The sequence below is a fragment of the Halopseudomonas pertucinogena genome, assembly GCF_014646575.1.
In the GTDB taxonomy this organism is placed as follows: domain Bacteria; phylum Pseudomonadota; class Gammaproteobacteria; order Pseudomonadales; family Pseudomonadaceae; genus Halopseudomonas; species Halopseudomonas pertucinogena.
This window is the reverse complement of sequence record NZ_BMNN01000001.1, coordinates 972,686-986,371: the sequence shown is the minus strand read 5'-3', so window position 1 is coordinate 986,371 and position 13,686 is coordinate 972,686. Positions and strand designations below refer to the sequence as shown.

Annotated in this window: 12 protein-coding genes; 5 read left to right on the top strand and 7 right to left on the bottom strand. The window is 61.4% G+C overall.

Annotated elements, in window-relative coordinates; all coding sequences use genetic code 11:
* From IEW63_RS04695 to IEW63_RS04670, 6 genes are all read right to left on the bottom strand, one after another.
* Positions 1-234 (bottom strand): hypothetical protein, encoded by a 234-nt coding sequence (locus tag IEW63_RS04695; RefSeq protein ID WP_188635394.1) that lies wholly within the window; start codon positions 232-234, stop codon positions 1-3.
* Between the two features lie 100 nt (positions 235-334).
* On the bottom strand, positions 335-2,950 hold the full coding sequence (gene topA, locus IEW63_RS04690; RefSeq protein WP_188635393.1) for a type I DNA topoisomerase: 2,616 nt from the start codon (positions 2,948-2,950) through the stop codon (positions 335-337).
* 102 nt (positions 2,951-3,052) lie between these two features.
* A complete protein-coding gene (locus IEW63_RS04685) occupies positions 3,053-3,271 on the bottom strand; it encodes a DUF1653 domain-containing protein (protein WP_188635392.1) in 219 nt (72 codons plus the stop codon).
* A gap of 423 nt (positions 3,272-3,694) precedes the next feature.
* On the bottom strand, positions 3,695-4,873 hold the full coding sequence (locus IEW63_RS04680) for a vWA domain-containing protein (RefSeq protein WP_188635391.1): 1,179 nt from the start codon (positions 4,871-4,873) through the stop codon (positions 3,695-3,697).
* A 75-nt stretch (positions 4,874-4,948) separates the two neighbouring features.
* Complete coding sequence (locus IEW63_RS04675; protein WP_188635390.1) at positions 4,949-5,794, bottom strand: AAA family ATPase; 846 nt, start codon at positions 5,792-5,794, stop codon at positions 4,949-4,951.
* A 121-nt stretch (positions 5,795-5,915) separates the two neighbouring features.
* Positions 5,916-6,992 (bottom strand): DUF748 domain-containing protein, encoded by a 1,077-nt coding sequence (locus tag IEW63_RS04670; protein WP_188635389.1) that lies wholly within the window; start codon positions 6,990-6,992, stop codon positions 5,916-5,918.
* A gap of 100 nt (positions 6,993-7,092) precedes the next feature.
* On the opposite strand from IEW63_RS04670, the gene cysK reads away from it, so the two are divergent.
* From cysK to IEW63_RS04650, 4 genes are all read left to right on the top strand, one after another.
* Positions 7,093-8,067, top strand: a complete 975-nt coding sequence (gene cysK, locus IEW63_RS04665; protein ID WP_188635388.1) for a cysteine synthase A — start codon at positions 7,093-7,095, stop codon at positions 8,065-8,067.
* A 105-nt stretch (positions 8,068-8,172) separates the two neighbouring features.
* Positions 8,173-9,897, top strand: coding sequence for a bifunctional isocitrate dehydrogenase kinase/phosphatase (aceK, locus tag IEW63_RS04660; protein WP_188635387.1), 1,725 nt, complete (start codon positions 8,173-8,175; stop codon positions 9,895-9,897).
* Between the two features lie 324 nt (positions 9,898-10,221).
* On the top strand, positions 10,222-10,428 hold the full coding sequence (locus IEW63_RS04655; protein ID WP_036989629.1) for a cold-shock protein: 207 nt from the start codon (positions 10,222-10,224) through the stop codon (positions 10,426-10,428).
* A 197-nt stretch (positions 10,429-10,625) separates the two neighbouring features.
* Positions 10,626-11,201, top strand: a complete 576-nt coding sequence (locus IEW63_RS04650; RefSeq protein WP_188635386.1) for a TetR/AcrR family transcriptional regulator — start codon at positions 10,626-10,628, stop codon at positions 11,199-11,201.
* Between the two features lie 10 nt (positions 11,202-11,211).
* Here the strand turns inward: IEW63_RS04650 and IEW63_RS04645 are convergent, their stop codons facing one another.
* Complete coding sequence (locus IEW63_RS04645; protein WP_188635385.1) at positions 11,212-11,577, bottom strand: hypothetical protein; 366 nt, start codon at positions 11,575-11,577, stop codon at positions 11,212-11,214.
* A gap of 67 nt (positions 11,578-11,644) precedes the next feature.
* Here IEW63_RS04645 and IEW63_RS04640 point away from each other — a divergent pair, with 67 nt between their 5' ends.
* Entirely contained in the window at positions 11,645-13,666 is a 2,022-nt protein-coding gene (locus IEW63_RS04640) for a S9 family peptidase (protein ID WP_188635384.1), read from the top strand.
* Positions 13,667-13,686: the final 20 nt, after the last annotated feature.

The window sequence follows — 13,686 nt, the reverse complement described above, 5'->3', positions numbered from 1 at the left end:
TCAGTGCAGGACCCGGTGGTCGTCGAGATCCGGGTCCTCTTCCATGATCTGACCGGCAACCTGCATGCCGGCGCCAATCATTACCTTGGCCACTTCCAGGTAGTTACCCTGCAGAAAATCTCTGGCTTCCTCCGAGAATTCGATAACCACCAGCGGCTTGCCTTCTTCATCGGGACGGCGCAGCGCGACCGTTCCATCGGCAAGCTCTATGATCTCGAGAAAGGGTGAACTCATGGGGTATCTCCTGTCATTTCAGCCGGCAGTGTACCACAGGCCGGGCCCTGACCCGAGCCCGGTACCTGCCTGCCTCAATGGCTGATCGGCGCTCGGCGGCTCATTTCCTGCCCTTGCGGGCATCTTCCACCACCCAGTTCCTGCCATCGTAAAAGGCACGCCAACCGCTGGGCTTGCCCTCGATTTCGCTCTGCACGTACTGCTCCTTGCTCTTGCGACTGTAACGCACCACCGTGGGGTTACCGTCGGGGTCGGCTACCGGGGCCTTCAGCAGGAAGTCATATTTGGGATCGATCTCCGCCGCATGGGGCAGCAGTTCGCGCACCAGCGGCGCCCGGGTCTCGCGATTCCGCGGAAACTGGCTGGCCGCCAGGAACAGCCCGGAGGCGCCGTCGCGCAGCACATAGACGTCGTCCACCTTCTCGCAGCGCAGCTCGGGCATGAGGACCGGATCCATCTTCGGTGGCGCTGCCTCGCCGTTGCGCAGCAGCTTGCGGGTGTTCTTGCACTCGCTGTTGGTGCAACCGAAGTACTTGCCGAAACGACCGGTCTTGAGCTGCATGTCGCTGCCGCACTTGTCGCACTCGATCACCGGACCGTCATAACCCTTGATCTTGAACTGGCCCTGCTCCACCTCGAAGCCGCTGCAGTCGGGGTTGTTGCCACATACATGCAGCTTGCGCTTCTCGTCCACCAGGTAGCTGTCCATGGCAGTCGAGCACACCGGGCAACGGCGCTTGGCACGCAGCACCCGGGTCTCGCCTTCCTCGTCATCGGCAGCCACCTCGTTGCCCGGCACCAGATTGACCGTTGCCTTGCAGCGCTCCTTTGGCGGCAGGGCATAACCTGAACAGCCAAGGAAGACGCCGGTGGAGGCCGTGCGAATCATCATCGGGCGGCCGCACTCCACACAAGGAATATCGGTCGGGGTCGGCTGATTGCTGCGCATCCCCTGCCCCTCGCCACTGGCAGCGGCAATCTCCAGCCGCTGCTTGAAGTCGGCATAGAAGCGGTCCAGCACCTGCTTCCAGGGCACCTCACCCTCTGCCACGTCATCAAGCAGCTCTTCCATGCGGGCAGTGAAGTCGTAACCCATCAGGTTCGGGAAGCTCTCGTTCAGGCGCTCGGTGACGATGTCACCCATCTTCTCGGCGTAGAAACGCCGGTTGTTCAGGGTGACATAACCGCGCTCCTGGATGGTCGAGATGATCGATGCGTAGGTGGAAGGACGGCCGATCCCGCGCTTTTCCAGCTCCTTGACCAGGCTCGCCTCGGAATAGCGGGCCGGCGGCTTGGTGAACAGCTGCCTGGGGTCCAGCTTGAGCAGCTCCATGACATTGTCCACCTGCATGTCGGGCAGCACCTCGTCCTCGCCCCCCTTGCCCAGCGGCGGCTGTACCCGGGTATAACCGTCAAACTGGAGGATACGGCCACGGGCGCGCAGCTCGAAATCTCCCGCCTGCACGGTGATGGTGGTGGAGAGATATTTCGCCGGCGGCATCTGACAGGCCACGAACTGGCGCCAGATCAGCTCGTACAGCCGCTCCGCATCGCGCTCCATGCCTTTCAGATCGGTAGCCTTGAGCTTGACATCAGAGGGCCGGATGGCTTCGTGAGCTTCCTGGGCATTGGCCTTGCTGCCGTAGACATTGGGCGTCTCCGGCAGATACTGGGCACCGAAGTTCTTCTCGATATAACCCCGGGCCATGCCCACGGCATCGGCTGACAGGTTGGTCGAGTCGGTACGCATATAGGTGATGTAACCCGCCTCGTACAGGCGCTGGGCCATCATCATGGTCTTCTTCACACTGAAGCCCAGCCGGGTACTGGCGGCCTGCTGCAGTGTGGAGGTAATGAAGGGAGCACCGGGCCTGGTGGAGGTCGGGCGCGCATCGCGCTTGACCACCTTGTACTCGGCACTCTTCAGCAGCGCCAGCGCCTTGTCGGTCTGTTCCTTGTTCAGCGGGCGGAAGGTCTCGCCGTTTTCCTTGACCACCTCAAAGCGCACGGACTCGCTTTTCGGCGTGGCCAGGTCGGCATGCACTTCCCAGAACTCTTCCGGTACGAAAGCGCGGATTTCGCGCTCCCGGTCAACGATGAGCTTCACCGCCACCGACTGCACACGGCCAGCGGACAGGCCGCGGGCGATCTTCTGCCACAGCAGCGGGGAAACCATGTACCCCACGACCCGGTCGAGGAAGCGCCGCGCCTGCTGGGCGTTGACCCGGTTGATATCCAGCTCGCCGGGCTGGGAGAAGGCCTCCTGGATGGCCTTCTTGGTAATCTCGTTGAACACCACGCGGCGATAGCGGCTGTCATCGCCGCCGATGGACTCACGCAGGTGCCAGGCGATTGCCTCCCCCTCGCGGTCCAAGTCCGTTGCCAGATAGATGGTGTCGGCATCCCTGGCCAGCCGACGCAGCTCGTCGATGACCTTTTCCTTGCCCGGCAGAATCTCGTAGCGGGCCTTCCAGCCATTTTCCGGATCGACACCCATCCGGTTGACCAGTTGCTGCCTGGCGCGGGTTGCCTTGTCGACGTCGGAAGCTGCGGTCCTGGCGCCACCCTTGGGTTTGCTCTCGGTCTTGCTGCTGCCGCTGGTGGGCAGGTCGCGGATATGCCCGATACTCGACTTCACCACAAAGTCATTGCCAAGATACTTGTTGATCGTCTTGGCCTTGGCAGGTGACTCCACAATGACCAGTGCTTTTCCCATGGGTATTGGTATTCCTCAATCTGTGAATCCGTTTGGCCCACATCGATTCAGGGCCAATACTGACTGCGCCGATGAACGGCAGACGGTCTGGAGGGCCAGAGCCTACACGTCTTCGCTGATAAAGGTAAAGCGCGGTCGTGTTTTGCCCTCCACCGTGACCTCTTCGGCAAACATGCTCAAGGGGCGCACCCAGAGATCGTATTCACCGTACAGGGTGCGGTAGACAACCATCCATTCCCCGGTCTCCGAGTGACGGGCCACGTCGATGACCTGGTAGTCTCTTCCTTTATAGTGGCGATAGCGGCCTGATTTGAGTTTCATCCGTTCTCTCGGTGGGGTTGGTTCAAAAGATGCAGGTAGGTGGCTGCGGGCAATGTGCAGCGCTGCGCTGGCAGGCACCCTGCCCGGACTCGCTCAAGCCATCCCTGGGCGCTCATTGGTGGCCATCCCTGGCCACCAAACGGTCCGGTCAGGGTGCCCACCAGCACTGCGTCGACATACCGAGCGGCGGCAGGAAAAACCGTTGGCCTCTCTCAGCCACGCATGGGCTGCTACCGCGTCGCCGAGACTCTTTGCAGTGGCGCCGGAGTCTCGGGCGGAGTTTGTCGGCGGGCTCTGCTGGACCGTTTGATGGCATGGATGCCATCAACGAGCCTACAGGGACGTACTCGCGGCGTGTCCAGCAGAGCCCGCCGACAAACGTAGTCCTTGCACCAGAACAGCCGTCGACACAAGACACGGAGCCTACTTCGCCAGATACCGCATCCCCTGCTCCAGCCCTTCAAGCGTCAAGGGATACATCTGATCTTCCATCAGGTCCTGGATGATGCGAGTGGACGTGGTGTAACCCCAGGCGTCCTTCGGGTAGGGGTTGATCCAGATCATCTTGGGGAATTTCTCCCTCAGGCGGGTGATCCAGACATGTCCTGCCTCTTCGTTCCAGTGCTCGACGCTGCCGCCCGGCTGAGTGATCTCGTAGGGCGCCATGGCCGCATCGCCGACGATCACCACCTTGTAGTCCGACCCGTACTTGTGGATCACATCCATGGTCGGGATGCGCTCCTGGGTGCGGCGCATGTTGTCCTTCCACACCGACTCGTAGATACAGTTGTGGAAGTAGTAATACTCCAGATGCTTGAACTCGGTGCGGCAGGCGGAGAACAGCTCCTCACAGACCTTGATGTGGGCATCCATCGAGCCGCCGATATCGAACAGCAGCAGCAATTTCACCGCATTGCGCCGCTCCGGCCGCATCTGGATGTTCAGCAGACCGCCATCCTTGGCCGTATGGTCGATGGTGCTGTCGATATCCAGTTCTTCTGCGGCGCCGGTGCGGGCAAACTTGCGCAGGCGGCGCAGCGCCACTTTGATGTTGCGCGTGCCCAGCTCCACCTGATCGTCCAGATTCCTGTACTCGCGCTGCTCCCAGACCTTGGCCGCCCTGCCCTGGCGCTTGCCGGCATCGCCCACGCGGATACCCATGGGGTTGTAGCCGCCGGAGCCGAAGGGACTGGTGCCGCCGGTGCCGATCCACTTGTTGCCGCCGGCGTGGCGCTCCTTCTGTTCCTCGAGGCGTTTCTTGAACTCCTCGATCAGCTTGTCCAGCCCGCCGAGGGACTGGATCTGCTCGCGCTCCTCGTCGGTCAGCAGGCGCTCGAACTCCTTGCGCAGCCAGTCCTCTGGAATCAGCGCCTCGAGCAGTTCGTTGAGGTCCTGCAGGCCATTGAAATAGGCGCCGAAGGCGCGGTCGAACTTGTCGAAATGGCGCTCGTCCTTGACCATTATCGTGCGCGCGAGGTAGTAAAACTCGTCCATGTCGGCGAATACCACATGGTTCTTCAGCGCGTTGAGGAGATCCAGCAGCTCGCGCACCGACACCGGCACCTTGGCTGCACGCATCTCGTTGAACAGATTGAGTAGCATCTATCGCCCCTCAGTGATACTCGGAACAACCCCCTCTCCCTTGACGGGAGAGGGCTGGGGAGAGGGTGAGAGCACTCAGCGATTCTGCCGCCGCGTCATGAACGCCAGGCGCTCCAACAGCTGCACATCCTGCTCGTTCTTGACCAGCGCGCCATACAGCGGCGGAATCGCCTTGGTCGGATCACGGTCACGCAGTACCGCCTCGGGGATGTCATCAGCCATCAGCAGCTTCAGCCAGTCGACCAGTTCGGAAGTGGACGGCTTCTTCTTCAGGCCCGGGACCTTGCGCACGTCGAAGAAGATGTCCATCGCTTCGCTGAGCAGGTCCTTCTTGATGTTGGGAAAGTGCACATCGACAATGCGCTGCATGGTGTCCCGGTCGGGGAAGGCGATGTAGTGGAAGAAGCAACGGCGCAGGAAGGCGTCGGGCAGCTCCTTCTCGTTGTTCGAGGTAATGATGATGATCGGGCGCTGCTTGGCCTTGATGGTTTCGTTGGTCTCGTAAACGAAAAATTCCATCTTGTCGAGTTCCTGCAACAGGTCGTTGGGAAACTCGATGTCGGCCTTGTCGATTTCATCGATCAGCAGAATGGCGCGCTCTTCGGACTCGAAGGCCTCCCACAGCTTGCCCTTCTTGATGTAGTTGCGTACGTCATGCACCTTGTCGACGCCCAGTTGGGAGTCGCGCAGGCGGCTGACCGCATCGTATTCGTACAGCCCCTGGTGGGCCTTGGTGGTGGACTTGATGTGCCAGGTGATGAGTTTCGCGCCCAGGGCTTCGGCGAGCTGTTCGGCCAGCATGGTCTTGCCGGTACCCGGTTCGCCCTTGATGAGAAGCGGGCGCTCGAGGGTAATGGCGGCGTTGACGGCGAGTTTGAGATCGTCAGTGGCGACGTAGGATTGAGTACCTTCGAACTTCATGGGAATTCCTTGGGACAGGCCCACTGACAGCGGGCGTTCACGTTATTCGGCAGCCCCGGACTATAGCCTGCCGCCGGAAGGGGTGTAAACGTGGGCGCGGGATTCACTCAGTGAATGGAGCTCACTGCTGATCCTCTTCCAGCGCGCGCTCGAACCGCGGGGTGAACGCCTCGACGAAGGCGTTGCGCAGGATCTGCAGGAACGCCTGGAAGGCGCTCATCTCGGCGTCGTCCAAGCTGCCCGACAGTTCGATGCGGGTGGCGAACTGGTCCTTGCGCTGGTTCTGCAGTACCTCCTGGCCTCCATGCACGATGGCCTCCCACAGGCCGCGGAAGAACCCCTTGTCCTCCCTCTCCAGGTCCTGCTCCATATCGAACACATCAACGTTGCGCAGCAAGGGTTTGACGTACCCCTCAAGCTGGCCCTCGTTGACCTCGACTTCCATGGTCAGGTCACCCTCCCCTGCATGGAAGTCGAACTTGCCGTAGGCCGAAGCAAAATCGTTGATCCGTGTCAGATCCAGCCCCAGCATCCGCAGCTGCAGATCGGCATTGTCCACCCTGCCCAGCGGGTCGAAATGCGCGCTCAGCTCCACCGGAGCGTGATCGAGGAAGTTGCCCGTGCCGTCCATGCTGGCGCTGCGCTGGCCCTGGGCGTCAGGGGCGTTGGTCAGGTTGCGCACCATCAGTTGCACATCACTGGCGTTGACATTCACCGGTGGGTCGGATGAGAAGTTGCGAAAGGCAATGACGCCCTGATGGATCCGGACCTCGTTCAGCTGCACCGGGACCATGTCCTCCAGCTGGGCACGCCAATCGACCCCTTCACCGGTCTGTTTCTGCTGCTCCGTCTCGCCATCCACGAAAGTGAGCTCCGGCTGATGGATATCCACCACCCCTACCAGCAGACCCTCCTTCCAGAGGGTGCGCATGCGCACCGCAATGTCCATGCGCGGCACGGTGAGGAACGGAACCTGAACGTCGCCATCCGCCTTGGTGATTTCCAGGCCGTTGATCCGGTACGCACCGTTCCACCAGGTCAGGTCCACGTCCTCTATATGGCCCTGGTAATCACCCATATCAGCCAGCTTGTCGTTCAGATATCCGCGCACCAGCCAGGGCAGCATCAGGTGCAGTATGATGAGCAGCAGTGCCAGGACCGCCACCACGAGCATGGAATATCGCAGGGTTCTGTTCATATGAAAAATGACTGGAACGCCACGCGGTTAGTTCAACCAATTGACGTGCTCCGGTGCCGGGCATAGGCTGATTGCCAGCATACTTTCAAGGAGTCCTGTCATGAGTCACGTCTTCGCCGATTATTCCCAGTCCATCGGCAACACTCCCCTGGTGCGCATCAACCGCCTCGGGCCCAAGGGCGTCACTGTTCTGGCCAAGGTCGAGGGCCGCAATCCGTCGCACTCGGTGAAGTGCCGGATCGGTGCCAACATGATCTGGAACGCGGAGTCCCGCGGATTGCTGAAACCCGGCATGACCATCGTCGAGCCGACCTCGGGCAACACAGGCATCGGCCTGGCCTTCGTTGCCGCCGCCCGCGGTTACCGGCTCATTCTCACCATGCCCGCCTCGATGAGCCTGGAGCGTCGCAAGGTGCTCAAGGCGCTGGGCGCAGAGCTGGTCCTTACCGAGCCGGCCAAGGGCATGAAGGGTGCCATCGAAAAGGCTCAGGAGATCACCCAGAGCGATCCGCAGAAGCACATCCTGCTGCAGCAGTTCGAGAATCCGGCCAACCCCGAGATTCATGAGAAGACCACCGGACCGGAAATCTGGAACGACACCGAAGGCAATATCGACGTGTTCGTTTCCGGTGTCGGCACCGGCGGCACTCTGACCGGCGTCTCGCGGTACATCAAGCAGACCCGCGGCAAGTCCATGATCACCGTCGCGGTGGAGCCGACCCTGTCTCCGGTCATCTCCCAGGCCAAGGCCGGGGAGGAGATCAAGCCGTCACCGCACAAGATCCAGGGCATCGGAGCCGGCTTCATCCCGGGCAACCTCGATCTCGATCTGGTGGATCGGGTGGTTCAGGTGAGCGACGACGAGTCGAAGGAAATGGCACTGCGCATCATGCGCGAGGAAGGCATCCTGTGCGGAATCTCTTCCGGAGCAGCCATGGCCGCAGCCCTGCGCATCGCCGAAGAGCCAGGCATGCAGAACCGCACCATCGTGGTGATCCTGCCCGATTCCGGGGAACGCTATCTGTCCACCATGCTGTTCAGCGAGCTGTTTACCGAGCAGGAACTGGAGCCCTGAGCCCGCCGGGTACCGGTCATTCGGCCGGTACCCGTTCGCCGTTCGCCCTTCCGTCATCCGTCGCCAGTGGCTATCCTGCAGCTTTCCCGGTTACAGGAAGTGCCCATGTCCGATTCTGCCACCCTTGTTGCCCGCCGCCTGCTGGATGCCTTCGATCACTATCGTGCGGCGTTCCGTGCACTGACCCTCGGCGCCCGTGAACGCTTTGAACAATGCCTCTGGGTGGAGATTCAGGAAGCGTCCAAGGCCCGCATCAACCTGTATGACGAACGGATCTTCGAGACGCGGGACCGGCTCTCCGCCGATCCCGAATGCAGGGATATCCTCGATGCGGACCGCTGGCCGGCCATCAAGGCAGCCTACATTGAACTGATCGAGGGGCGCTTCGACGACGATCTGGCGGAAACCTGGTTCAACTCCGTCTTCTTCAAGATGCACCGTCACGACCAGATCAGTGACCGGACCATGTTCGTCCACAGCACCCGTCCGCCGGTACGCAAGCCATCGCACATCCAGCTCACTCGCGGCTTCATCTCCGGCGGCTGCCTGTTCAGCCTGGCCAGGCAGATTCTCAAGGAATACACCTTCGATGTGCCCTGGGCCGATGAGGAGCGCGACGTCCAGTTGATGGTCGACTGTCTGCGCACCGGCCTGCCGGACTGGGCGCAGCTGGATCACGGCCTGACCGTCGAGCTGATCCAGCCGGTGTTCTACCGCAACAAGGGGGCCTACGTGGTTGGCCGCATACTCAGCCAGGGGGAACAGTGGCCGTTCGTGCTGGCGCTGGTCCACCGGGACAACGAGGGGATCAGCGTGGACACCCTGATCACCGATGAGTCGGAGGTATCGATCATCTTCTCCTTCACCCGCTCGTACTTCATGGTCGATGTGCTGGTGCCGGTCGAGCTGATCAACTTCCTCAAGCAGATCCTGCCGGGCAAGCAGATAGCCGAGCTGTACACTGCACTGGGCTTCTACAAGCAGGGCAAGTCCGAGTTCTATCGCGCACTGATCGACTACATGGCCCGCAACCCGGAGGACAGGTTCGTCATGGCGGCCGGCGTGCGCGGCATGGTCATGACGGTCTTCACCCTGCCCGGCTTCAACACCGTGTTCAAGGTGATCAAGGACAGGTTCGCGCCCTCCAAGCACGTCAGCCGCGCCACCGTCATCGAGAAGTACCGGCTGGTCAAGCGCCATGACCGGGTCGGGCGACTGGCCGACACCCAGGATTTTGCTGACTTCCGTTTTGCCAGGGACAGCTTTGAACCCGAATGCCTGGAAGAGCTGCTGGAGGTGGCGCCATCAACGGTGGTGCTGCAGGGCGATACGGTACTGATCCGCCAATGCTGGACCGAGCGCCGGATGACGCCACTGAACATCTATCTGGAGACCGCCAACGAGGCGCAGACCAGGGAGGCGCTGCTCGATTACGGGCTGGCCATCAAGCAGCTGGCAGCGGCAAACATCTTCCCCGGCGACATGCTGCTGAAGAATTTCGGCGTTACCCGCCACGGCCGGGTCGTGTTCTACGACTACGACGAAATCAGCTATCTGACCGAGGTGAACTTCCGCCACATACCTGAACCCCTGTATCCGGAACAGGAAATGTCCTCGGAGCCTTGGTATTCGGTCGGTCCCAACGACGTGTTTCCGGAGGAATTCCCGGTGTTCCTGTTCGCTGATGTGGGTCTGCGCCGGATGTTCACCCAGATGCATGGCGAACTGTTCGATGCCGACTACTGGAAGGGCCTGCAGCAACAGATCCTCGATGGCAAGGTGATCGACGTCTTCCCCTACCACAGGCCCGAGGAACGGGCCCAGCTGTGACCCCGAACTGCCCCGCAGCAGCCCTGTAACCCGTGGCCTGCGGGGCCTGCAAGGGTTGCTGCAATTTATCCGACGAAAGGCGTGCTATTTCTGGAAACTGACGTATACTGAATTTCGTTCGTTCGTCCCCGAGCTCGACAAAACTAATATCTTGACTTGATCGGTGTAACGGGGCAAAGTGAGCGCGTAGGTTTTCAAGAGATGAGTAGTAGGCTGCAAGCGCACTTTCAGTACGTAAGTTTGTCATTCTCGCAATCTTTGATTCCCACGCTTTTAATTGAGCAATTTTGCTCAAGTATTTCAATTTGATAGGAATTATCTGAAATGGCAACTGGTACAGTTAAGTGGTTCAACGACACCAAAGGCTTCGGCTTCATTACTCCGGACGGCGGTGGTGACGATCTGTTCGCCCACTTCTCCGAGATCAAGGTACAAGGCTTCAAATCCCTGGCGGAAAACCAGAAGGTGTCCTTCGACATCACCACTGGTCCGAAAGGCAAGCAAGCTGCGAACATTCAGATCATCGGCTAATCCCGACATCTGATGCGGAAAACCCGGCCTCGGCCGGGTTTTCTGTTTTCTGGGCCCCTGCTTTCAGCGCCGGGCAAAAATCACTCGCTTGCGTCGTCCCGACGTCGTACCCTATGCGGCATGAAATGGGGGCGGAAGACCGATGCATCAGGTTCCTCTCGCCTTGCTCCAGACGTCCTGATCAAGAGGTTCTCGCAGTGGACATCAATCCTAAACAGACCCACTCTCTTCACCTGAGCCTGTTCCGTGCAGCGGAAGCCATCGTCAGCGAACTGGGCGCATCCCAACTGACCTTCGCCACGCTCAGTGAACGGACCGGCGTCGATGAATCCACCCTCAGCACGCTGTTCCCCGACCGCGAAGCCCTGCTCACCGCGATGATCGAGCACCGGCTGGAACGCTTCCGTGTCCGCTGGGGTGCGTACGAAAGCGTCCTGCCCGATGAGCCGATGCGCGAACTCAAGGCACTGCTGCTCAGTAACATGAGCGAATCCACCGAGGAGAAGAACCTCGACTCGGCGATCTTTGCCGCAGCAGCCAGCAATCCTGCACTGCTGCAGACTACCTCCGATGACATTCAGGGTCTGTTCGACATCCTCGAGAAGTCGCCCCTGGGCCTGGCCCAGGCCGCCATCCTGTTCTTTTCGGTACGCGGGTACCGTCTGTTCGAGCAGATCGGCATCTGCCCGATGACCGACAGTCAGCGCACCGAATTTCAGGAGCAGATCATGCGTCTGGCGCGGATCATGTACGAACAGAAGAACGAAGAGTAAGTCCGGGCTCTCAGGCGGCAGTCCTGCCGCCTTGCCCACGCCAGTGGCGCCAACCCAGGCGCAGCAGAACAAAGCCCGCATACGCCATCATCGCCAGGGTCATGCTGAGTGCCAGCTGCCCCAGCAAGGTGCCGCTGTCGGCACCGGTACCCAGCAGCACATCCAGCAGCCAACTGATCGCCGCCGGCGCCAGCCAGGGCTCCAGCGGTTCCACCGGCGCCGGTGTGAACAGCAGCACCGCCATCCCCACCCACAGCGGCTCGCGAACGAACCACCAGCCGATCCAGCGGGTCAACTGGGTCCAGACCAGCCAGCAGCAGACCGCCGCTGCCAGGTAGACCATCCATACTGTCTGGTATTCCGTTTCGTTGAACATGCTGCCAACCGGTTGTCAGAGAACGAGCAGCTATAATATCTTTTTTTGGCCCTGGAGTCTTAGCCCCATGTTTCCCACAGCTCGCCGTGATGCCACGCCTGACCCTTACGCCTGGATGGAGCAGCGCGACACCGACGAAGTGATCCAGCACCTGGAGGCCGAGAACCGGCACACGGAAGAGTGGCTGGCCAGCCATGACGACCGCCGCGCGCAACTGTTCGAGGAGATACGCGGACGCATCCGCGAAACCGACCTGTCCCTGCCGGCGGTGTGGGGTCCCTGGCTGTACTACCGGCGTACCGAGGCGGGCGCTGAATATCCCCGCTACTACCGCAGCCCGCGTCCGGCAGACGGCAGTCTGGAAGCCGACCCCACCGCCGAACAGCTGCTTCTGGACCTGAACCTGAAAGCCGGGGACGGCTTCCTGCAGCTGGGCGACTTCGCGGTCAGTCCGGATCACCAGTGGCTGGCCTACAGTCTGGATCGGCAGGGCAACGAGGAATACACGCTCTATCTGAAGCATCTGGCCAGCGGCAACACCACCGAGCTTCCCCTCGATCAGGCAGACGGCAGCCTGGTATGGGCCAACGACAGCGCCACCCTGTTCGCCATCAGCATGGACGAGGCCTCCCGCCCAGCCACACTCTGGCGCATGCAGCGCGGCACCCCGCCGGTACGGGTCTACCATGAAGTCGACCAGCGCTTCTACCTGCACGCCTACCGCAGCAGTTCCGAGCAATGGCTGATCCTCGCCAGCGACAGCAAGAACACCAGCGAGGTGCGCATCGTCCCGGCTGACGAGCCGGCTGCAGACTGGCAATTGCTGGCGCGCCGCTTCAAGGGGCACGAGTACCACGTCGACCACGGCCCGGATGGCCTGCTGATCCGCAGCAACGACCGGGGCGAGAACTTTGCGCTCTACCGCGCCGACCCGGCCCAGCCAATGCGCAACTACTGGGAGCTGGTGGCGGATGTTGACAGCCACAGAACCCTGGAGGACTTCAGCGTGCAGCAACACGGGCTGCTGCTGCATTACCGGGAGGATGGGCTGACCCGCCTGGAAGTGCGCCCGGCCCAGGGCCAGCCCTATCAGGTGAGCATGCCGGATGCCGTCTACAGCCTGCACGTGCAGGGTGGCGAGGAGTATGTCAGCGAGCAGGTCCGTCTGCGCTATGAATCGCTTAACCGTCCCGCCGAGATCCGCGCACTGCATCTGGCCAGCGGCACTCAGCGCACCCTGAAACAGACCCCTGTGGAGGGGCCGTTCAGCCCCGATGACTATGAGGTACGCCGGGAATGGGCGACGGCGCCGGACGGCACCCGGATACCGATCAGTCTGGTCGGGCGGCCGGCCAGCCTCCGCCGCCCCGCCCCGCTCTACCTGTATGGTTACGGCGCCTATGGCGCCAGCATGGACCCCTGGTTCTCCCATGCCCGGCTGTCATTGCTGGACCGCGGCTGGGTGTTCGCCATCGGCCATGTGCGCGGCGGCGCCGATATGGGTGAAGCCTGGTACCAGCAGGGCAAGCTGCAACACAAGGAAAACACCTTCAGTGATTTCATCGCCTGTGCCGAACATCTGATTGACGAGGGTTACACTGACAGCCAGCGCCTGGTGATCGCCGGTGGCAGTGCCGGCGGGATGCTCATCGGCAATGTCATCAACCAGCGCCCGGAACTGTTCGCCGCGGCGGTCGCCGATGTGCCCTTCGTCGACGTCTGGAACACCATGAACAATCCGGCGCTGCCACTGACCATCGGCGAGTACGAGGAATGGGGAGACCCGAACGACCCACAGGTGGCCGAGCGCATCCGCCTCTACGCCCCCTATGAGCAGATAACCGAGCAGCCCTATCCGGCCCTGTTCGTCACTGCCGGTTACCATGATATGCGGGTGCAGTACTGGGAGGCCGCCAAGTGGGTAGCGAAACTCCGCCATCACCGCACCAATGACCGGCCACTGCTGCTGCGCACGCAGATGAGCGCCGGTCACGGCGGCGCCAGCGGCCGCTATCAATCGATGAAGGAACTGGCCGAAGAATACAGTTTTCTGCTGGCCGTCATAGGCGATGCAGGCCTGGTCGGCTGACCCGCGCAGCGCCCCCCCTG

What these genes read in the sequence shown, in the direction of transcription:
- IEW63_RS04670 (WP_188635389.1), bottom strand. Translation starts at nt 6,992, where the DNA reads ATGAACAGAACCCTGCGATATTCCATGCTCGTGGTGGCGGTCCTGGCA.
- topA (WP_188635393.1), bottom strand. Translation starts at nt 2,950, where the DNA reads ATGGGAAAAGCACTGGTCATTGTGGAGTCACCTGCCAAGGCCAAGACG.
- cysK (WP_188635388.1), top strand. Translation starts at nt 7,093, where the DNA reads ATGAGTCACGTCTTCGCCGATTATTCCCAGTCCATCGGCAACACTCCC.
- IEW63_RS04695 (WP_188635394.1), bottom strand. Translation starts at nt 234, where the DNA reads ATGAGTTCACCCTTTCTCGAGATCATAGAGCTTGCCGATGGAACGGTC.
- IEW63_RS04640 (WP_188635384.1), top strand. Translation starts at nt 11,645, where the DNA reads ATGTTTCCCACAGCTCGCCGTGATGCCACGCCTGACCCTTACGCCTGG.
- IEW63_RS04655 (WP_036989629.1), top strand. Translation starts at nt 10,222, where the DNA reads ATGGCAACTGGTACAGTTAAGTGGTTCAACGACACCAAAGGCTTCGGC.
- IEW63_RS04680 (WP_188635391.1), bottom strand. Translation starts at nt 4,873, where the DNA reads ATGCTACTCAATCTGTTCAACGAGATGCGTGCAGCCAAGGTGCCGGTG.
- IEW63_RS04645 (WP_188635385.1), bottom strand. Translation starts at nt 11,577, where the DNA reads ATGTTCAACGAAACGGAATACCAGACAGTATGGATGGTCTACCTGGCA.
- IEW63_RS04685 (WP_188635392.1), bottom strand. Translation starts at nt 3,271, where the DNA reads ATGAAACTCAAATCAGGCCGCTATCGCCACTATAAAGGAAGAGACTAC.
- aceK (WP_188635387.1), top strand. Translation starts at nt 8,173, where the DNA reads ATGTCCGATTCTGCCACCCTTGTTGCCCGCCGCCTGCTGGATGCCTTC.
- IEW63_RS04675 (WP_188635390.1), bottom strand. Translation starts at nt 5,794, where the DNA reads ATGAAGTTCGAAGGTACTCAATCCTACGTCGCCACTGACGATCTCAAA.